At 73.5% G+C, this 18,176-nt stretch carries 18 protein-coding genes and 1 pseudogene; 8 read left to right on the top strand and 11 right to left on the bottom strand.

The annotated features are described in order from the left end of the window. Positions 1-18: 18 nt before the first annotated feature. Positions 19-801 (top strand): DeoR/GlpR family DNA-binding transcription regulator, encoded by a 783-nt coding sequence (locus ACTMS0_RS11960; RefSeq protein ID WP_441155211.1) that lies wholly within the window; start codon positions 19-21, stop codon positions 799-801. A gap of 13 nt (positions 802-814) precedes the next feature. On the opposite strand, the gene ACTMS0_RS11955 is transcribed toward ACTMS0_RS11960, so the two are convergent. Together ACTMS0_RS11955 and ACTMS0_RS11950 are read right to left on the bottom strand one after the other, a co-directional pair. Further along, positions 815-1,051, bottom strand: coding sequence for a hypothetical protein (locus ACTMS0_RS11955; RefSeq protein ID WP_441155572.1), 237 nt, complete (start codon positions 1,049-1,051; stop codon positions 815-817). Between the two features lie 98 nt (positions 1,052-1,149). Further along, positions 1,150-1,403, bottom strand: a pseudogene (locus tag ACTMS0_RS11950) (DivIVA domain-containing protein). 308 nt (positions 1,404-1,711) lie between these two features. Here ACTMS0_RS11950 and ACTMS0_RS11945 point away from each other — a divergent pair. Beyond that, positions 1,712-2,497 (top strand): GntR family transcriptional regulator, encoded by a 786-nt coding sequence (locus tag ACTMS0_RS11945; protein WP_441155210.1) that lies wholly within the window; start codon positions 1,712-1,714, stop codon positions 2,495-2,497. 353 nt (positions 2,498-2,850) lie between these two features. Then, positions 2,851-3,768 carry a sporulation protein gene (locus ACTMS0_RS11940; RefSeq protein WP_441155571.1) on the top strand — a complete coding sequence of 306 codons (918 nt, stop codon included), beginning with the start codon at positions 2,851-2,853 and terminating at the stop codon, positions 3,766-3,768. A gap of 71 nt (positions 3,769-3,839) precedes the next feature. Here the strand turns inward: ACTMS0_RS11940 and ACTMS0_RS11935 are convergent, their stop codons facing one another. Further along, a complete protein-coding gene (locus tag ACTMS0_RS11935; protein WP_441155209.1) occupies positions 3,840-4,217 on the bottom strand; it encodes a hypothetical protein in 378 nt (125 codons plus the stop codon). 154 nt (positions 4,218-4,371) lie between these two features. Further along, the gene (locus tag ACTMS0_RS11930; RefSeq protein ID WP_441155208.1) at positions 4,372-6,414 is read right to left on the bottom strand and encodes a glycerophosphodiester phosphodiesterase family protein; all 2,043 of its coding nucleotides are present in this window, start codon (positions 6,412-6,414) and stop codon (positions 4,372-4,374) included. 198 nt (positions 6,415-6,612) lie between these two features. Here ACTMS0_RS11930 and ACTMS0_RS11925 point away from each other — a divergent pair, with 198 nt between their 5' ends. Next, positions 6,613-7,020, top strand: a complete 408-nt coding sequence (locus ACTMS0_RS11925) for a hypothetical protein (RefSeq protein ID WP_441155207.1) — start codon at positions 6,613-6,615, stop codon at positions 7,018-7,020. Positions 7,021-7,097: 77 nt separating this feature from the next. Here ACTMS0_RS11925 and ACTMS0_RS11920 read toward each other — a convergent pair whose 3' ends face one another. Beyond that, positions 7,098-9,320, bottom strand: coding sequence for a HelD family protein (locus ACTMS0_RS11920; protein WP_441155570.1), 2,223 nt, complete (start codon positions 9,318-9,320; stop codon positions 7,098-7,100). A 249-nt stretch (positions 9,321-9,569) separates the two neighbouring features. Next, positions 9,570-10,646, bottom strand: a complete 1,077-nt coding sequence (locus tag ACTMS0_RS11915) for a LolA family protein (RefSeq protein ID WP_441155206.1) — start codon at positions 10,644-10,646, stop codon at positions 9,570-9,572. Between the two features lie 97 nt (positions 10,647-10,743). Here ACTMS0_RS11915 and ACTMS0_RS11910 point away from each other — a divergent pair, with 97 nt between their 5' ends. Further along, positions 10,744-11,400, top strand: coding sequence for a response regulator transcription factor (locus ACTMS0_RS11910; protein ID WP_441155205.1), 657 nt, complete (start codon positions 10,744-10,746; stop codon positions 11,398-11,400). Positions 11,401-11,504: 104 nt separating this feature from the next. Then, positions 11,505-12,845 (top strand): sensor histidine kinase, encoded by a 1,341-nt coding sequence (locus tag ACTMS0_RS11905; RefSeq protein ID WP_441155569.1) that lies wholly within the window; start codon positions 11,505-11,507, stop codon positions 12,843-12,845. Here ACTMS0_RS11905 and ACTMS0_RS11900 read toward each other — a convergent pair. Both ACTMS0_RS11900 and ACTMS0_RS11895 read right to left on the bottom strand, forming a co-directional pair. After that, positions 12,842-14,665 (bottom strand): tetratricopeptide repeat protein, encoded by a 1,824-nt coding sequence (locus tag ACTMS0_RS11900; RefSeq protein WP_441155204.1) that lies wholly within the window; start codon positions 14,663-14,665, stop codon positions 12,842-12,844. The two genes, ACTMS0_RS11905 and ACTMS0_RS11900, sit on opposite strands and share 4 nt — an antisense overlap. A gap of 47 nt (positions 14,666-14,712) precedes the next feature. Further along, positions 14,713-15,174, bottom strand: a complete 462-nt coding sequence (locus tag ACTMS0_RS11895) for a MarR family winged helix-turn-helix transcriptional regulator (RefSeq protein ID WP_441155568.1) — start codon at positions 15,172-15,174, stop codon at positions 14,713-14,715. A gap of 49 nt (positions 15,175-15,223) precedes the next feature. Here ACTMS0_RS11895 and ACTMS0_RS11890 point away from each other — a divergent pair, with 49 nt between their 5' ends. Together ACTMS0_RS11890 and ACTMS0_RS11885 are read left to right on the top strand one after the other, a co-directional pair. After that, positions 15,224-15,751: a VOC family protein gene (locus tag ACTMS0_RS11890; RefSeq protein ID WP_441155203.1), complete on the top strand. Its 528-nt coding sequence runs from the start codon at positions 15,224-15,226 to the stop codon at positions 15,749-15,751. A 118-nt stretch (positions 15,752-15,869) separates the two neighbouring features. Continuing rightward, positions 15,870-16,850, top strand: a complete 981-nt coding sequence (locus ACTMS0_RS11885; protein ID WP_441155567.1) for a hypothetical protein — start codon at positions 15,870-15,872, stop codon at positions 16,848-16,850. 16 nt (positions 16,851-16,866) lie between these two features. Here the strand turns inward: ACTMS0_RS11885 and ACTMS0_RS11880 are convergent, their stop codons facing one another. The 3 genes from ACTMS0_RS11880 to ACTMS0_RS11870 all read right to left on the bottom strand — a co-directional run bounded on the left by ACTMS0_RS11880 (position 16,867) and on the right by ACTMS0_RS11870 (position 18,174). Further along, complete coding sequence (locus tag ACTMS0_RS11880; protein ID WP_441155202.1) at positions 16,867-17,046, bottom strand: DUF4236 domain-containing protein; 180 nt, start codon at positions 17,044-17,046, stop codon at positions 16,867-16,869. 163 nt (positions 17,047-17,209) lie between these two features. Then, positions 17,210-17,719: a GNAT family N-acetyltransferase gene (locus ACTMS0_RS11875; protein WP_441155201.1), complete on the bottom strand. Its 510-nt coding sequence runs from the start codon at positions 17,717-17,719 to the stop codon at positions 17,210-17,212. Next, positions 17,719-18,174 (bottom strand): RrF2 family transcriptional regulator, encoded by a 456-nt coding sequence (locus tag ACTMS0_RS11870; RefSeq protein ID WP_441155200.1) that lies wholly within the window; start codon positions 18,172-18,174, stop codon positions 17,719-17,721. Before ACTMS0_RS11870 ends, ACTMS0_RS11875 begins: the two co-directional genes overlap by 1 nt. Positions 18,175-18,176 lie beyond the last annotated feature (2 nt).

Raw genomic sequence — 18,176 nt, 5'->3', positions numbered from 1 at the left:
ACGCGCGAAGGAGGTTCGATGCTCGCCCAGCAGCGGCAGACCGCCATCCTCGACCTGATCCGGCAGCGGGGCGGCGTGCGCGTCAGCCACCTGGTGAGCCGGTTCGGCGTCTCGGACATGACCATCCGGCGCGACCTGGAGGTGCTGGCCGAGCGCGGGCTGGTCGACAAGGTGCACGGCGGGGCGACGCTGGCCGGCCCGGGATCCGCCGAGGAGCCCGGCTTCGCGGCCAAGTCGGTGCGCCAGCAGGCCGAGAAGCGCGCGATCGCCGAACGGGCCGCGACGCTCGTCGAGCCCGGCATGGCGATCGCGCTCTCCGCCGGCACCACCACCGCCGCGCTGGCCGGGCTGCTCGCCGACGTCCGCGGGCTGACCGTGGTGACCAACTCGATCCCGGTCGCCGACGCCCTCTACCAGAACCCGCGCGCCGACCAGACGGTCGTGCTGACCGGCGGCATCCGTACGCCGTCGGACGCGCTGACCGGGCCGGTCGCCGAGGCCGCCATCGGATCGCTCAACGTGGACCTGCTCTTCCTCGGCGTACACGGGATGAGCCCGCGCACCGGCTTCACCACCCCGAACCTGCTGGAGGCAGGGGTGAACCGGGCCCTGATCGCCGCGTCCCGGCGGCTGGTCGTGCTCGCCGACCACACCAAGTGGGAGACGATCGGCATCGCCACCATCGCGCCCCTGGAGGACGCGGACCTGCTCGTCACCGACGCGGGCCTGCCGGCCGAGGCGCGCGGCCAGATCGGCGACCAGGTCGGCGAGCTGATGGTCGTCGACCCCATCCCGCTCTGACAGCACGAGGCGATCACCCTCGCCCAGCCGGGTGGCACGGACCGTCGTGGTCGGCCCGGCGAACGCACCGACTCCGGCCCGGCATGGTCCGGTCGCAGTACACCCAGTGCCGTACGTGCTGGGCGTCCTCGGTGGAGACGGTCGTGCCGGCCGCCTCGATACCCGGCACCAGTGCCAGCGAGCGGGTCAGCGTGTACGCGAAGCGCAGCGCTTGACCCAGCTCGGTGAAGGCCACCGGGAGGTGGATCACGTGGCGGGGAGCGGGACTGTGCGTGCCGGTGGCGGCGTCGACGGCAGCTCCGGGCAGTGACGCGAAGACACCCCCGTCTGGCTGGCCTGACCCCGCGCTCACGACATCCTCCGCTGCGCCTGGGCGCTCTGCCAGTCGCGCAGCGCCCGCTTGATCCGGGTGTTCTCGTCGTTGAGCCGGGCCACGTCCTGGTTCAGGGCAGCCAGTTCGAGTGCGACCCGGTGCAGGAACTGCCGTACCTCCTGGGGGTCCAGGCCGCGCCGACCGAAACTCACGTGGAGAACTGACGGTCGCGGACGTGGCGCGGATGCAGCCGGGGCGGTGCGCCGCCGTAGACGGTGCCTCGATTCATCGGTCGGCTCCCTTCGTTGTTGGAGGGGCGGCCCTGTGCGAAGGGGGAATTTCCGCACAGGGCCGCCCGCCCGGCGACCGCAGCCTCAACCGGCGGGTACGGCCACCGGGCTGCCGGTGGAGGAGCAGGTAGAGCGACAGGGATCGCACGGCCCGCGTCCGTGGTTGTTCGGACGACCGGCACAGTGCGCCTACCCCTAGACCACTCTCTGTGCCGGTCGCATTGCTACGGTAATACCTGTCTGTTCGACCTGTCTAGACAGGTACTAGCGTGGGCCCAGAAGGGAGCCGGCAAAGATCGGCGGTACGGTGACCGATGTGCCTACCCCGCACTCGCAGCCCCGCCGGTATCGGCTGGTTGCAGACGAACTGCGCCGCCGCATCCGGGCAGGCGTCATCCCGCCAGGCTCGCTGCTGCCCAGCGAGCCAGCGCTCATGGCTGAGTTCTCCGTCGCGCGGGGCACCGTTCGAGAAGCCCTGGCTCTGTTGCGTGCCGAGGGCTTGGTGGTCACTGAGATGGGGCGCGGTACCTACGCCCGCCCCGCTGTGCCGGTGCGTCGTCTCGGCTCCGACCGGTACCGTGCGGAGCTCGAACAGGTCCGCAGCGGCGGGCTGACGACATCGTTCACCGTGGACCGACAGGTCGAGTGGTCCGACTACAGCCTCGACAAGGAGTTCCGGGAGTCGCCAGCCACGTCGCCAGTGGCCGAGCTGTTTGGGGTTGAGCCCGGGACGATGCTGCTCGAACGCCGGTTCGTCTTCCGTGCGCACGGGATCCCGCAGCAAACGTCAACTTCGTACCTGCTGCTGGATATGGTTGCCGGAACTCCTGTCGCCGATCCCGCCAACGAACCCTGGCCAGGGGGCAACACTTCACAGCTTCATAGCCTTGGCTACACGATCACCGCCATACGCGAGCAGGTCCGCGCGAGGATGGCCGTAGCGGACGAAGCTGATGTGCTCCGAATCCCCGGTGGGGTGCCAGTTTTCGTCATCACTCGACAGACGTACGTGGAGGCCAAAGTCGTTGAGGTCGCGGAGATCGTGATTCCCGCTGATCGGGTGAGTCTCGACTATCGAATCGACTTGGCCTGATCTTTGCCGTCCAGCTTGCCAAGGGCGGCCCGTAGCGACTCGTGCAGGAGGTTGTCGGCGCCCGCCACGATGGCGGCGAGTGCCGGCCTCCCGCCGGCGGTCCGCTGGAGGTCCCAACCTCGGCGACAACGGCGGCGGCGCGTCGATGCGCGTACGCCAGTGGTTCTGACCTGGGCGCGGCGGCTGGTGGCCGCGCGGCGTCGGTGCCACACTTTTCAGCGACCTCACAGCGGCACCGGATACGGTGCACCCCGTCACCGTCCCGCTCCGGGAGAGCGTGGGCATCAGACCCAGCGGGAGTTCCGATGGTCTTCAAGAAGATGTTGAGTGCGTTCGGTGTGGGCGGGCCCAGCGTGGACACCGTCCTCACGAACCCGAACACCCGCCCCGGCCTCACCCTCGACGGCCAGGTCAACCTGCTCGGGGGTGACGCGCCGGCCAACATCGAGCAGATCGTCGTCGGCCTGGTCACCCGCGTGGAGATCGAGGGGCACGACACCGAGTACGCGGGCATCATGGAGTTCCACCGGATGCCCGTCTCCGGGCCGCTCCAGCTCGCCGCGAAGCAGCAGCTGTCGATCCCGTTCCAGCTGCCGGTGCCGTGGGAGACCCCGATCACCGACGTGTACGGCCAGCGCCTGCACGGCATGACGATGGGCCTGCGCACCGAGCTGGCGATCGCGCGGGCCGTGGACAAGAGCGACCTGGACCAGGTCAACGTGCATCCGCTGCCGGTGCACGAGCGGATCCTCGAGGCGTTCCAGCGGCTCGGCTTCCGGTTCAAGCACGCCGACCTGGAGCGCGGCCACATCCGCGGGACGCAGCAGACGTTGCCGTTCTACCAGGAGATTGAGTTCTTCGCCGCTCCGCAGTACGCGCAGACGATCAACGAGGTCGAGCTGACGTTCGTCACCAGCCCGCACGGGGTCGACGTGATCCTGGAGTGCGACAAGCGTGGCGGCTTCTTCAGCTCCGGGCACGACGTGTTCGGCCGCTACCAGGTCTCGCACGCCGACGCGGACCGCGGCGACTGGACCCAGGTGGTCGACGGCTGGCTGCGCGAGACCACCTCCCGGTACGGGAGCCTGCGGGCGCAGGGCTTCGGCATGCCGCACCAGCACGGCCACGGGCGCCACGGCCGGGGGATGGGCGTCGGCGGGGTGGTCGCCGGCGCCGCGCTCGGCATGGCCGGCGGCATGGTCGCCGGCGAGATGATCGAGGACGCGGTCGAGGGCGACTTCGGCGGGGACTTCGGCGGCTTCGAGGAGTAGGACCCGGACCCGCGACGGTGCCCTCCGGGACGGGATCCCGGAGGGCACCGTACGTCGTGCGGAGTGGCCGGTCAGTGCCGGGCCTTGCGCTCCTCAGCGGTGCGCCAGTTGCTGCCGGCCTTGGACAGACCACGGCTGACCAGGTAACCGATCGTCAGCAGCGTCACCATCAGCCAGGCGTTGTCGGCCCGGAAGATGTCCACACCGGCGGAGTTCTGCCCGGCCAACTGCGATGCGGCCAGCACACCGATCACGGCCGCGATGAAGACCCAGAACTCGGTGGTCCGTAGGGACGGCTTGGTCTCGGTACCCGGAGCCTGCACCGGCTCCCGGCGACCGTCCGGTATCGCCGCCATCGGCCGGGTGGGCGTCTCCTGCATGGCCGCGCGGTTCTGGACGTCCGTCGCGGGACGGTTCATCGGCCTGGTGGATGCAGCCTGCGTGCTCATCTGTCCTCCTCAGGATGTGATGAGTACCTGCGATCCCTCGCCCCGCTACCGCGTGTCGGCCACGGCACGGTTCACGTACTTGGCGGGGGCACCCCGCGTCTACCCGATCGGCCGGGGGCAGTAACACCGCCCCCGGCCGGAATCGGCGTACCGGTCAGCGGAGGCCGTTGCGGATCGCCACGCTGATCAGCAGGTCCGGGTCGTCGGTGATGATTCCGTCCACACCCAGGTCGATGACCCGCTGCATGACCGTCGCGTCGTTGACGGTGTACGGGATCACGCTCAGCCCGTACCGCCGCTGGAGAGTGCGGACGTCCGGTCCGTGGAAGTATGCCGGGTTCTCCCGCAGGTACCAGTCGGCGGAGCTGACGGTGCCCTGCGCCGGGTCGTGGACCTGCCAGTTGGCCGAGACCGTCCCGGCGCCGGCGGCCCGGGTGAGCTTGCCGAGGTCCTCGTACTTCCACCAGTCCAGGCCCCCGGTCCACGGGCTCTTCACGGTCGGGTCGTCGTGGACGGCGCGCAGCGAGCACTCGTCGGCGAGGCTGGCGCACTCCGCCGGGCCGTACTGCCAGACCAGGGCGACGGTGCCGATGCGCCGGTCCAGCTTGCGCGCGTACCGGATGGTCCGCCAGTCGAACGACTGGATGGTGACCCGGTCGGTGAAGCGGGCCCGCTGGACCGCCGTGACCAGCTTGCGGGTGAAGACGTCGTACGGGGCGGTGTCCGCGACCAGCGGGCTGATCTTCGTCTCGATGTTCAGCCGGACGTCGTCGCGGCCGCTGGTGCGCACCAGGGCGAAGACCTCGTCCAGGGTGGGGATGCGCGCGCCCGGCACCGCGACCTGGTCGGGCGCGTCGGCCGGGGTCTTCGAGCCGCAGTCCAGCGTCTTGAGCTGCGCCAGGGTCAGGTCGTGTACCCGCTTGCCGACGTACGGGAACTCCGGGTCGCCCGGCCGGGCCGGCGCGGTGTCCTCGCAGTGCGAACCGTTGACGGTGCGGTCGTGCAGCACGACCAGGTGCCCGTCGGCGCTGACGCCGGTGTCGAGCTCCAGGGTGGAGATCGCCGGGTTCTCCAGCGCGTGCGCGAAGGCGGGCAGGGTGTTCTCCGGCCGGGTGGCCCGGCCGCCCCGGTGCGCCTGCACGTCGAACGGCGACGCGTACGCCTTCGGCAGGCGCATCCCGCGCTGCGCGAGCAGGCCGCGCAGCCGGTCCGGGTGGTCGGTGATGATGCCGTCCACCCCGTCGTCGAGGAGCTTGGCCATGGTGGGCACGTCGTTGATCGTCCACGGGACGACCTTGATCCCGTTGCGGTGGGCGTGCGCCACCATCTGCTTGGTCACGTACGGCCGGTAGCCGGGGTCGGTGACGGTGCCGTTCTGCGGGAAGCCGTGCACCGGCGAGAACGTGGTCGCGCCGAAGCTGCGGATCGCGGCGATCGGGTCCCCGCCGAAGTCGTCGATGTCCAGCCCGCCCAGCCACGGCGAGGCGCCCGACTGCCCGGTCTGGAGGAAGTCGTAGTTGGTCAGCGCGACCAGCGGCAGGCGCGGCTCGACCTGACGCATCCGCATCAGCGCGCCCCAGTCGAAGCTCTGGATCGTCACCTGCTTCAGCAGGCCGGCGGCGCGGATCTCGGCGGCGGTCACCTGCACGAACTGCTCGCGGGGCGCCGTCTCGGCGGGGGCGCCGGCCTCCACCTTGGTCTCGATGTTGAGCGTGACGTCGTCCGCCCGGTACCGCTTGACCAGCGCGAACACCTCGCGCAGCAGCGGCATCCGGGCGCCCGGCACGGCGAGCTGGCCGGGCCGGTACGCGAGGGTCCGCGACCCGCAGTCCAGCGTGCGCACCTGCGCCAGGGTCAGCGTGTTCACGTACTTCCCGACGTACGGGAACTCCGGGTCGCCGGGCGTCACCGGTGCGGTGTCGACGCACTTGGCGCCGCTCACGCGGCGGTCGTGGGTGACGACCGCCTGGCCGTCCTCGGTGATCTGCACGTCCAGTTCGAGGGTGTCCACACCCAACTGGAGCGCGTTGCCGAAGGACGCGAGGGTGCTCTCCACCCGTAACCCGAGGCCGCCGCGGTGGGCCTGCAGATCGAACGTCCGGTCCGGTCGCGGCTTCGCCTCGGCGGGCGCCGCGAGCCCGGCTGTCACGGTCGCGGCCACCAGGGCGGCGACGGCGGTACGGCGTACGGTGCGCACGCTGTTTTCTCCCTCCCGCGGGGGTGTCCCGCTGGTCCGCCGCTCAGCATCGGCAGCGCGGGCGGCGGGCGGGCGAGCACGGGGCGACGTCCGGGTGAACCGGCCGTGCGGGTTTGGCCCCGGGCCGGCCTGCGGGTTTGGCCGGCCGGGCGTCGGGCACGCAGTGGGACACCGACGATTTCTGCGAGGTGAGACAGCATGCGTGAGGACGACGTGCGGAACGAGGCCGCCCGGCGGGCCGAGGAGCGGATCGCCGGTGGGGTGTACGGCGAAGGCGTCCTGGACGAGGTGACCGTGCCGCAGACCGACGTGCAGCGGGTCATCCAGGACGAGGACCCGGACGACCCGGCGCATGTCCGCGTCGATCCCCAGGTGCTGCGCGACGGCGGCCCGACCCGGGGTCAGGGTGCGATCACGACGACCGGCGGCACCGCCGGCCCGGCCAGCGTCCGCCGTGTGGCCCGCCAGCCGGAACGGCACCCGGGCAAGGTGGCCCCGACGACGACCGGCGACGCGACGACGGGTGGCCTGAGCACCCCGACCTCCGGCTCCACGAGCGACCAGTCCGGACCGGCGACCCACATCGCCAACGTCTCCCGCGACTGACCCAGCTTCCTGTTGATCATGAGGTTGGCGGCAGTAGAAGAGATCGACATCGCCGCCAACCTCATGATCAACGCTGGTCAGGGGGTGGGGCGGAGGATGGTCAGGCGTTGGGTGGCGCGCGTCAGCGCGACGTAGAGGTCGTTGCGGCCGCGCGGCGACTCGCCGGCGATTCCGTCCGGGTCGACCAGGAGAACCGAGTCGAACTCGAGACCCTTGGCCTGGGCGACGGTGAGGACGACGGTGCGGCTCTCCAGGTCGGGGTCGGCGCCGACGGTCGCCTCCGGAAGGGCCGTCGTCAGTGCCGTGCCCAGGTCATCGACGGGGGCCCCTGGCAGGATGATGCCGACGCGGCCGTCGGTCAGGTCGGCCACCTCCCGGATCGCCGCGTCCACCAGTTCAGCCGCGAGCCGTTCCCGCGGCACCGCCCGGTCGGTGGGCGGCACGCCGGTGGAGCGTACCGAGCGCGGCGGGCGCAGCGCCGGGTCGATCTCGGCGAGCACGTCTGCCGCGACCGCCATGATCTCGGCCGGGGTGCGGTAGCTGACGGTCAGCTCCTCCAGTCGCCAGCGCTGCGCCACGTACGGCTCGAGCGCGTCGGCCCACGACGCGGTGCCGGCGAGCGCGCCGGTCTGGGCCACGTCCCCGACGATCGTCATCGACCGGCTCGGGCAGCGGCGCATCAGCAGCCGCCACGCCATCGGTGACAGCTCCTGCGCCTCGTCGACGATGATGTGGCCGAACGCCCAGCTCCGATCGGCGGCGGCCCGCTGGGCGGTGGTCAGGTGCTCCGCCTCCTCCTGCCGTTCCAGCAGGCGGTCGGCGTCGAGCAGGTCGGTCACCCCGAGGATCTCGCCGCCGTCGGCCTCGTCCTCGACGTCGATCGACCGGGAACCCCGGGCGATCTCGAGGACGCCCTCGGCGTACTCCCGCTGGAAGGCCCGGATGCGGTCCCGGCGCGCCTCGGCGGCGCGGTCGTCCTCGCCGAGCAGCTCCGCCGCCTCGTCCAGCAGCGGCACGTCCGCCGGCGTCCAGCCGCCCGGCTCGCGGTGCAACAGGGCCCGCTCGGCGTCGGTCAGCATCGGCGCGGCGACGGCGATACGGTCCGGTTCGGCGTACAGGTCGGCGAGGAGGCGCTGCGGGGTGAGCACCGGCCAGAGTTGGTCCAGCGTCGCCCGGACCTCGGGGTCCTCCCGCAGCTCGCGGCGGATCTCGGCCAGGTCGGCCTCGTCGAGCAGGTTCTCCCCGCCCAGCGGGTCGGCGCCGATGCGCTCCGCCACCTGCGTCGCGAGCGCGTGCACGATCTCGACGTCGAACAGCGCCCGCGCCAGGTTGTGCGGGCGGTCGGCGCGGCGGGCCCGTTCCCGGGCCGCGCGGACGGTGTCGGGATCCAGCACCAGGATCTCCCGCTGGGGCTGCTCGATCTCCAACGGCTCGTCGGGCACCCACTGCCGGTCGCGTACGGCGGCGGCCAGCACGTCGACCATCACCTCGCGGCCCTTCAGCGCCGCCGCCTCGGCCGACTCGACGCGCCGGGCGGTGACGCCGGGGAAGAGGTCGGCCTGGGTACGCAGCAGTACCCCGGTCTCGGCCAGCGCGGGCAGCACCTGGGAGATGTAGCGCAGGAAGGTGGCGTTGGGTCCGACCAGCAGCACGCCCCGGGTGGAGAGTTCCCGCCGGTGGGTGTAGAGCAGGTACGCCGCCCGGTGCAGCGCCACCGCCGTCTTGCCGGTGCCCGGCCCGCCCTGCACCACCAGCACGCCCGGCAGGTCGGCCCGGATGATCCGGTCCTGCTCGGCCTGGATGGTCTCGACGATGTCGCGCATCCGGCCGGTGCGGCCGGCGGTGAGCGCGGCGAGCAGCGCCGCCTCGCCGGTCAGCTCCTCGTGGGCGGTGGGGGAGGCGGTGGCGAGGTCGAGCACCTCGTCGTTGAGCCCGACCACCTTGCGCTGCCGGGTGCGCAGGTGCCGCCGGCGGCGGACGCCCTGGGGGTTGGCGGCGGTGGCCAGGTAGAAGGCGCGGGCCGCCGGCGCCCGCCAGTCGATGAGCAGCGGGTCGTAGTCGCCGCTGGTGTCGAAGATGCCGATCCGGCCGATGTAGTGTCGCCCGTCGTCGTCGGTGTCCAGCCGGCCGAAACACAGGCCGTTCTCCACCGCGGAGAACTGCTCGACCTGTTCGGCGTACATCCGCACCGCGCCGTCGCGTTGGGAGCGGGCCTGGAGGGTGCCGCCGGTGGCTTGCAGCTCCTCGCCCAGCCGCCGGGAGGCCTGCTCACGCAGCCCGTCCAGCCGGTGGTAGAGCATCGAGACGTACTCCTGCTCGTGGCCGATCTCGTCGTCCCCGGACAGGTCACCGGAATTGCCGGAGTGCCTTGACAAGCCGTCTCCCAATTGGTTAGTATCTCTCTCAGAACGGCCATTGAGCCGTTCTTTTTTATTGCCTCGAATTGAGAAAGATACCGCGCGACGACCCGCTGCCCCAAGCTTTCCCGGCCATGTCACGGGACGAGGGGGCCCGCGCGGCGCGCGGACCCCCTCGTCGGGTGGGCGTGGTCAGCCCCGGGCCACCTCGTAGAGCCGCTCCGGGGTCACCGCCCCGGCGATCAGGCGGCCGTCGTCGGTCAGCAGCGCGGTCACCAGGTGGCTGCGGAACAGCCGGCCGCTGCCCCAGTCGCCGCGGACCGCCGGCAGCTGCCCGCTCAGCGCGTCCAGGTCCGGAGCGTCGGCGGTGTCGCCAGCCGCGCCGTCGACCTTCGCGACCACCACCGTGGTCCAGCCCTCGCCGACGGTACGCACGTCCGGCCGCTCGTCGCCGGCCGGCTTCTCCGGCCTGGCCGGGCGGGCCCGGTCGGTTCCCTCCTCGGTGACCTTCACACCCGGCGGCGGGTTGAACCGGAACTGGTCGTCGTCCGGCCGGGCGTAGTCGATCTGGGTGAACGCCACCTCGAACGCCGGGCGGTCACCCCCGTCGGCGAACACCTCGAACCGCAGCGGCAGGTGCTCGGTCGCGTCGATGGCGATGCGCACCTGGTGCACCAGGGAGGCGGCGTCGCGTGGCGTGAGCACCAGCTCGTACGCGTCCCGCCCGGCAACCGTGGCGGCCCGCCCGACGCTCACCTCGGTGGTCGGGTCGACGGCGGCGAGGGCCGCGTCGGCGGCCTCCTGCGGGGTGTCCGGCAGCTCCGGCGCGGCGTCGGCGCCCTTCTCCTCGGGCAGCGTGCGGTGGGTCGCCGTGTTGGTCCGGCTGCTCCACGTCCACACGTCGCGTCCGTTACGGACGATGTCCCGCTCGCCGAGCGTGTCGACCAGCGCGACCCGCTGCTTGTCCGGCCCCGAGTGCCAGACCCGCAGCGTGTGGGTCCCGGTGAGCAGGTCGGCGGGACCGTCGCCGCCGACCAGTGCGGCGATCGGCGGCAGGCCCAGGTCGGCGCGCTGCACGACGGTGCCGGAGAAGCCGTCGTGGCGGGCGGTCTGCAGGTCGACGAGGAGCTGGGCGGCGGTCCGGGGCGGCAGGCTCGGCTCGGCCTGTGCGGCGAAGCGGCCGAGCGCGGCGCCCCCGCCGACGACGGTCACGACGGCGGCCACCGGGACCAGCCAGCGCAGGGTGGGACGGCTTGTCAGGACGGACATGTGTGGCACCTCCTGCCGACCATCCTGCCCGCCCCACCCTGTGAGGGTGCTGAGGACGCACGTTCGGGTACGGGCGTCGGGGTGGCACCCTTGACCCGTGCGGCTGCTGGTGGTGGAGGACGAGGCCCGGTTGGCGGCCGCCCTGCAACGCGGCCTCCAGGCGGAGGGGTTCGTCGTCGACGTCGCGGCGACCGGCCCGGCGGGCCTGGACTCGGCCCGGCACGGCGAGTACGACGCGATGATCCTCGACGTGATGCTGCCCGGCCTCTCCGGGTACGAGGTGGTCCGCCTCCTGCGGGCCGAGCGGCGGTGGCTGCCGGTGCTCATGCTGTCGGCCAAGGACGGCGAGTACGACCAGGCCGACGGGCTGGACTGCGGCGCCGACGACTACCTGACCAAACCCTTCTCGTACGTGGTGCTGCTGGCCCGGCTGCGCGCGCTGTTGCGGCGCGGCGCGCCCGAGCGGCCGACCGTCCTCGCCGTGGGCGACCTGCGGCTGGACCCGGCACGCCGGCGGGTGACGCGGGACGGCGCCGAGGTGGCGCTGACCGCCCGGGAGTTCGCGCTCCTGGACTATCTGATGCGCCGCCCCGGCCAGGTCGTCTCCAAGACCGAACTGCTGGACCACGTGTGGGACGCCGCCGTGGACACCGCCCCGAACGCGGTGGAGGTCTACGTGGGCTACCTGCGCCGCAAGCTCGGCCGCGAGCGCCTGGAGACGGTCCGCGGCGCCGGCTACCGGCTCACCACATGACCCGCGACTCTCCCGGCCGCCGGCACCGGACGGGCTCCCCGTCGACTCGGGAGTTCGGGCCGCACCGGCGGCTGTGGGCCGCCCTCGGCCTGCGCGGCCGGCTGATGGTGATCGGGGTGAGCGGGGTGTCGGCGGGCCTCGCGGTCGGCGGCCTGGTGCTGCTCGCGGTGCTCGGCTGGGCCCTGCACCGCAACGTCGACACCGAGGCGCTGCGTACCGCCGACGCCGTCGCGCTGCTGGCCGCCGAGGACGCGCTGCCCGACCCGCTGCCGGTCGCCGGCGGCCAGGTACGGGTGCAGGTGGTCGACGCGCAGGGGCGGGTCCGGGCCGCCTCGATCGACGCCGACCGGCTGGTGCCGATGGTCCGGCCGGAGCAGATCGACCGGGACGCCCGACAGGGAGTCACCGTGGCGGGGGAGCGGATGGGGCTCACCGGGCCGGTCCGGGTGGTGGGCGTCCCGGCCGGCACCGACGCCGACCCGCTCACCGTCCTGGTCGCCCGGTCGCTGGTGGACGTGCGGCAGAGCACGCACGTCGTCCGGACCATCCTGCTGGTCAGCTTCCCGCTGCTCGCGGCGGTGCTCGCCGCCGTGGCCTGGCGGGTGGTCGGCGCCACCCTGCGCCCGGTGGAGGCGCTGCGCCGGGGCGCCGAGGAGATCACCGGGCGGGACGGGAGCGGTCGGCTGCCCGTACCGCGGTCGCAGGACGAGATCCACCGGCTCGCGGTCACGCTCAACGACATGCTGGACCGGCTGCGCGCCGGCCGGGACCGGCAGCGGGCGTTCGTCGCCGACGCCGCGCACGAATTGCGCAGCCCGCTGGCCAACATCCGCACCGAGTTGGAGGTCGCGCAGCGGCTGGGCGACCACACCGACTGGCCGGCGGTGTCGGCGGACCTGCTCGCCGACACCGAGCGGCTCGGCCGGCTCGTGGACGACCTGCTCCTGCTCGCCCGGCTCGACGAGGCCCCGCCGACGCGGGCCACCGGGCCGGTCGAGCTGGGCGCGCTGCTCACCGAGGTGGCCAGCCGCCAGCCGGCGCGGCCCGTCGAGGTGGTGCCGCCGCCGGAGCCGCTGTGGACGGTCGGCGACCCGGACGAACTGCGCCGGGTACTGACCAACCTCGTCGACAACGCCGTCCGGCACGCGGGTACCCGGGTGGTGCTCGCCGCCGGGCCGGACGGGTCCGCGTACCACCGGGTGACGGTGACCGACGACGGGCCCGGCATCCCGGCCACGGACCGGGAGCGGGTCTTCGGCCGGTTCACCCGGCTGGACCCGGCGCGCGACCGGGACGCCGGCGGGGCGGGCCTGGGCCTGGCCATCGTGCGCGAGCTGGTCCGTCGGGCCGGCGGCCAGGTCGACCTCGGCGACGCGGATCCGCCGCCGGGACTGCGGGTACGGGTGCTGCTGCCGGCGCTGCCCGACGAGACCGAGGCGGCCTAACCGCGGTCGGTGCAGATCTCCTTCGACCGGGCGATCGTGTCGGTCGACCAGACCACCGCCACGGTGAAGCAGTAGTCGGTGCTGCGGTTGAGGCCGTACACGACGAAGTCGGTGCTGCCGGCGGGCAGGTTCGCGAAGGCGGTCTGCGGTTGCCCGACCCGGCCGCCCGAGATGACGACCGGCCCCTCGCCGCCGGCCGGGTACGTCCAGCGCAGCGCGACGTTGTCGCGGTTGTCCCGCAGCGTCACCGCCTCGGGCGGGGTGCCGGGCGTGGCGGCCGCAGGGGGTGTCGGGCTCCCCGTCGCCGGGGCGGTGGTGTCGGTCGCCGGTCCCGCCGTGCCGGTGGCGACCGGCGGCGCACCGTCGAACCGGGCCACCCCGGCGATGACCGCGGCCGTCCCGAGCAGCACCACCGCCACGCCGCCCACCACGAGCGGTAGCAGCCGGGTGGCCGGAGGCGCGGGGGCGTGGTGCACCGGGACGGGCAGCAGCCGGGACGGCTGGTACGCCGGCTCGTCGGGTGTCGCGGGGTGCCGGACGCGGTGGACCCCGGCGGCCTCCTCGCCGCCGGCGAGGGGCAGCACCGACGGCGGTACGGCGGCGGTCCGCTCCTCGGCGGGCGGCCGCCAGGGGTCGTCGGTGTGCGCATCGTCCGGCGACTCCGGCCGCCAGGGGGCGTCGGCGCGGGCCTCGGTCGGCCAGCCGTCCCCGAGGTCGTGCTCGGGCGGCCACCGGTCGTCGGCCTCGTGCGGCGTCGACCGCCGGTCGTCGGCCTCGTGCGGGGTCGGCCGCCCGTCGTCGGCGTCGGGATCCGGGGGCCAGTGGTCGGCGCCGCTGTGCTCGGGCGGTCGCCAGGCCTCCTCGGGCGGACCCGGCGGCGTCGGCCCGGCCGTGCCGTCGAGCGGCTGGCGGGGCGTCGGCACCGAGGGCGGTGGCGCGTACCCCGTCGCGGGGTGCTCGTCCGGGTCGGGCCCGCCCGGGTCCGGCTCGGTCGGGGCGGACGGGGCGGCGGGCCGGTAGCCGGGCTGCGACGGGTGGTGGGGACCGTGGTGGGCCTCGTCGCCGGGCGGGGGAGTCCGGGCGGTCGGCACGATCGGGGTGTCCCGCCCGACGGGCGCCGTGTCGGCGCAGGTGTGGTCCGGGCTGGCGGCCGCCCGGGCGAGCGCGGCCACCTGCGCGGTGAGCGGGTCGTCCGGCGCCAGGTGCTGCCGGCACAGCTCCTCGGCCAGCGCGAGGTTGTCGTGCGCCTCGGTGAACAGGCCGCAGTCGCGGTGCATCGCGCCGAGCCGGGCGAGCATCTTGATGCCGCTGGGGTGCCCGTCGCCGTACACCTCGCGGTGCAGTTCCCACGCGTCGGCGAGCCGGTCGCGGGCGACCTGGCACTGGCCGCGCGCGTACTCCACAGTGGCCAGGTCGGCGTGTGCGGCGAGGACGCGCAGCGACTCGGGACCGTCCAGGGCGGTCAGCTCGATGATGACCTCCTGGTAGAGCCGGGCCGCGCGGGACCAGCTGCGGACGCGGTGCAGCACCGCGGCGAGGGTGGCGGCGGCGGCCACCGTGCGCTCGTCGGAGCGGCCGTACAGCCGGGTGGTGGCCGCGTACGCGTAGGCGGCCCAGCCCCGGGCCGCGTGCGGGTCACCGAGGGCCACCAGCACCCGGGCCTGCAGGCTCGCCGCCTCGGCCAGCTCGGGCGTGGCGTTGGCGGGGCGGGGATCGGCGTCGGCCAGCGCGTCGGCGAGCAGCCGCTGGGCGCCGGCCAAATCGCCGGTCGACACCAGGTGGTGCGCGTGGTCAGTCAGGTCACCGAAGCCGGAGGGCACGCCCCATCGTGCTCATCCGGCGACGGTAAGTACAAGACCCGCGCCGGTCAGGTTTCCCGGAGATGGTCGACCAGGGTTTCGCTGATCCGGCGCAGCTGGTCGACCTGCGCCGGGCTGAGCGCGTCGAACAGGTGCCGGCGTACTCCCTCGACGTGGCCTGGCGCGGCGGCCGCCAGGGTCGCGAAGCCCTCGTCGGTGAGGAGCGCGAGCTGCCCCCGCCGGTCGGTCGGGCACTCCTCGCGGCGGACCCAGCCGGCGGCCTCCAGCCGGGCGATGGCGTGCGAGAGCCGGCTGCGGGACGACCCGGTCGCGTCGGCCAGGTCGCTCATCCGCAGCCGCCGCTCGGGCGCCTCGGAGAGCCGCACCAGGATCTCGTAGTACGCGTGCGGCATCCCGGCGTCGCGTTGCAGCTCGCGGTCGAGCGTGTCCATCAGCCCCCGGGTGGCGGTGAGGAACGCCCGCCAGGTGCGCTGTTCGTCGGGGTTCAGCCAGCGGGTCATGACCACCATCATACGCAGGTAGTTGAAGGCTCAACTAAATCGCGCTACCGTCGTACGCATGGGAATCCACCGCCTCAACCACGCCGTCCTCTACGTCAGTGACCTGGAGCGCAGCGTCGCCTTCTACAGCGACGTGCTGGGCTTCCGCCGGGTGCCGATGACCCCGGACGGCTTTCGGGGCGCCGCCTTCCTCCAGGCGCCCGACTCCACCAACGACCACGACCTCGGCCTGTTCGAGATCGGCACGGGCGCCGGCCGTTCCGCCGCCGGCCGGAGCACCGTCGGCCTCTACCACCTCGCGTGGGAGGTCGACACTCTCGACGAGCTGGCCGCCACCGCGCAGCGGCTCGCCGCCGCCGGGGCGCTGGTCGGCACCTCCGACCACGGCACCACCAAGAGCCTCTACGGGCAGGACCCGGACGGGCTGGAGTTCGAGGTCGTCTGGCTGGTGCCCGCCGACCGGCTCGACGACGCCGTCCTGGCCGCCCGCAAGCGCATCGGCCGCCTCGACCTCGACGCGGAGCGCCGCCGCTACGGCGGCCAGACCCGCGGCGGCATCGGCATCAGCGTCCCTGCGGCGAGCTGAGACCGCCCTCCCCTCTCGTCGATCATGGGTCTTGGTGCCGGTTCCGAGGCGATCGGTCCATGTTTGTCACCCCACCACAACTCCATAATCGCCGGGGTGCGGTAGAAATCAGGGCGTGATTGACGAGGTGCTGCGGGAGGTGCTCGTCCGGCACGCCGAGGTGTGGGTGCCCCGGGTGTCGGGGCGGGGGCGGCGGGGTGTCGTCGCGCTCGCGTACGGGGACGGCGGGTCCGAGCCCGCGGCCGCGTCGGCGGAGGCGGTGCTCGGGGTGATCGCCGAGTACGCCGACCGGCTGCGCGGGCGGCAGGTCACCGTGCTGGTGCTCGCCGACGGCACCGAGGAGCTACCGGCCCGGCTCGGCGCCGTCGAGGCGGCGCTGCCCGCCGAGGTCGCCGTCCACCTGGTGCCCGGCGGGCCGGCCCGGCTGCCCGTCGCGCTGAAGGCGGCCGGCGCCGCCGGGGCACCGCTGTTGTCGTACCTGGACGGTGCCGAGGCGGCGGACCCGTCCGTGCTGACGGCCGCCGCGGCCGGCCGCCCGTCCGAGGTGCTCCTGGTCGCCGACGCCGACGCCGGCGCGGACGTGTCGCTGCGAGCGGCGCTCGGCGGCGCCGGGTTCCCGCTGGTGGTCGAGGTCGACCTCGTGCCCGCGGACGGGTCGCCCGCACGGCGGCTGGCCTTCGGCACCGGGCACGACCGCAGCCTCGAGGCGTTCAAGGACCTGCTGTGGGCGGTCGACGAGTACGCCGGGGTGCGCTACCGCGACCCGGCCGACCCCGCCGGGCGGCTGCTGGACATCGCGCTGGACCCCGAGCCCGGGCCGCTGCGCCGGGAACTGCTCGCCGAGCTGGCCCGCTCCGGCCCGCGTACGGTGACCGAGCTGCGCCGGCACGCGTTGACCGCGACCGTGTACCGGTCCGCCGACGCGCAGCGGGCGCTGGCCGGCCTGCTCCACTCCGGTGCGGTCACCCGCGACCCCGAGCACGGCCGCCTCGGCGGCGACGTGCTCATCGCGGCGGCGGCCCCGCCTCCGCCGCCGTCCGACCCGCCGCTGGGCCGGCCGAATGTGGATCCGGGTGCCGGCCCGGGGCCAGCTGCCTGACCACGAGCGACACTCATCAGGGGCGGGACTTGTCCTGCTTCCAGGACAGCGGGCCGGGCAGGTCCACGCGGTGCGCCCGCGCGCGGGAGTTCCACGACCAGCGGCCGATCTTGATGCTCCAGGAGGAGAAGCCGTTCTCGGTGAAGTTCAGGATGATCGGGCCGTACTTCTTGCGCTTCCGGAACATGAGGCCCATCGCGGGGCTCCCTTCGGTATCCCTTCCCTGCCGTGTCGAACCCGAACATGCCCGGAACGTCTTTCCACGAAACCCGGGTGCATCCAGGGTGGACGGACGGCTGTCCATAGGGATCGGGCGGTGGTGAACGCGGCTGACGCCGTGCGTGACGACCTGAGCGGCGTCAGCCGGCCGGCCTGGCGGCGACGACGCGGGTGGTCGTGCCGTCGGCCTCCGCGATGTCGCGCTCGTAGGTGAAGCCGATCTTGCCGAGCAGGGCCAGGCTGGCGTCGTTGGCGTCGGCGACCGTCGCGTACACCACCGGCAGCGCGAGCGTGTCGAAGCCGTACCGCACCAGGGCGCGGGCCAGTTCGGTGCCGAGACCGCCGCCCCAGGCCGGCTTCGCCAGCGCGTACACGATCTCGTGGCCGTCGACCTGGTCGGTGCGCTTGATCTCGGCGTGCCCGACGTAGCGGCCGTCGTGGCGGACGGCCCAGAGGTCGAACAGGTCGTTCGCGTACACCTTGCTGAACACGCGGCCGAACAGCGCGCCCGCGTCCTCGGCGCTCAGCGGGCCGTCGCCCATGAACCGGCCCACCTCCGGGTCGGTGAAGAGGGTGACGAAGTCCTCGGCGTCGTCCGGACGGTACGGCTCCAGCCGGAGTCGGTCGGTGTGCAGCACGGGGGTGGGCATCAGCGGGGCTCCCAGGCGTCGGGTAGGGCCGTCAGTTTGCGGACGTGCGCGGGGAGCCGGCCACTGACTATCTCGGCGAGGCTCACCTCGTCGACCACCCGCCGCACGGCCGCCCGGACGGCCACCCACAGGCCGGGGAGGTTCTCCGCCGCGCCCTCGTACCGTGTCTCCTCCGGACGCAGGCCGCGCACTCCGGCGAGTGGGCCCTCCACGGCCCGCAGCACCGCGCCGACCGTCACCTCCCGCGGGGGTCGGGCCAGGGTGTAGCCGCCCTCGGCGCCTCGCTGCGCGCGGACGATCCCGGCCCGCCGCAGGTCGGCCAGGACCGCCTCCAGGAACTTGCGGGGCATGTCCTGCTCCGCCGCGATGGCCTGGGTGGAGAGCAACCGGGGGTACGCGGTGGCGAGGCTCAACGCCGCCCGCACCGCGTAGTCACCGCGCGCCGAGATCTGCACTA

Source organism: Micromonospora sp. H33 (assembly GCF_052068455.1).
Taxonomy (GTDB): domain Bacteria; phylum Actinomycetota; class Actinomycetes; order Mycobacteriales; family Micromonosporaceae; genus Micromonospora.
This window is presented reverse-complemented; position numbering and strand designations above follow the sequence as displayed.

What these genes read in the sequence shown, in the direction of transcription:
- ACTMS0_RS11960 (WP_441155211.1), top strand. Translation starts at nt 19, where the DNA reads ATGCTCGCCCAGCAGCGGCAGACCGCCATCCTCGACCTGATCCGGCAG.
- ACTMS0_RS11935 (WP_441155209.1), bottom strand. Translation starts at nt 4,217, where the DNA reads ATGAGCACGCAGGCTGCATCCACCAGGCCGATGAACCGTCCCGCGACG.
- ACTMS0_RS11925 (WP_441155207.1), top strand. Translation starts at nt 6,613, where the DNA reads ATGCGTGAGGACGACGTGCGGAACGAGGCCGCCCGGCGGGCCGAGGAG.
- ACTMS0_RS11920 (WP_441155570.1), bottom strand. Translation starts at nt 9,320, where the DNA reads ATGCTCTACCACCGGCTGGACGGGCTGCGTGAGCAGGCCTCCCGGCGG.
- ACTMS0_RS11915 (WP_441155206.1), bottom strand. Translation starts at nt 10,646, where the DNA reads ATGTCCGTCCTGACAAGCCGTCCCACCCTGCGCTGGCTGGTCCCGGTG.
- ACTMS0_RS11905 (WP_441155569.1), top strand. Translation starts at nt 11,505, where the DNA reads ATGGTGATCGGGGTGAGCGGGGTGTCGGCGGGCCTCGCGGTCGGCGGC.
- ACTMS0_RS11895 (WP_441155568.1), bottom strand. Translation starts at nt 15,174, where the DNA reads ATGGTGGTCATGACCCGCTGGCTGAACCCCGACGAACAGCGCACCTGG.
- ACTMS0_RS11890 (WP_441155203.1), top strand. Translation starts at nt 15,224, where the DNA reads ATGGGAATCCACCGCCTCAACCACGCCGTCCTCTACGTCAGTGACCTG.
- ACTMS0_RS11880 (WP_441155202.1), bottom strand. Translation starts at nt 17,046, where the DNA reads ATGGGCCTCATGTTCCGGAAGCGCAAGAAGTACGGCCCGATCATCCTG.
- ACTMS0_RS11875 (WP_441155201.1), bottom strand. Translation starts at nt 17,719, where the DNA reads ATGCCCACCCCCGTGCTGCACACCGACCGACTCCGGCTGGAGCCGTAC.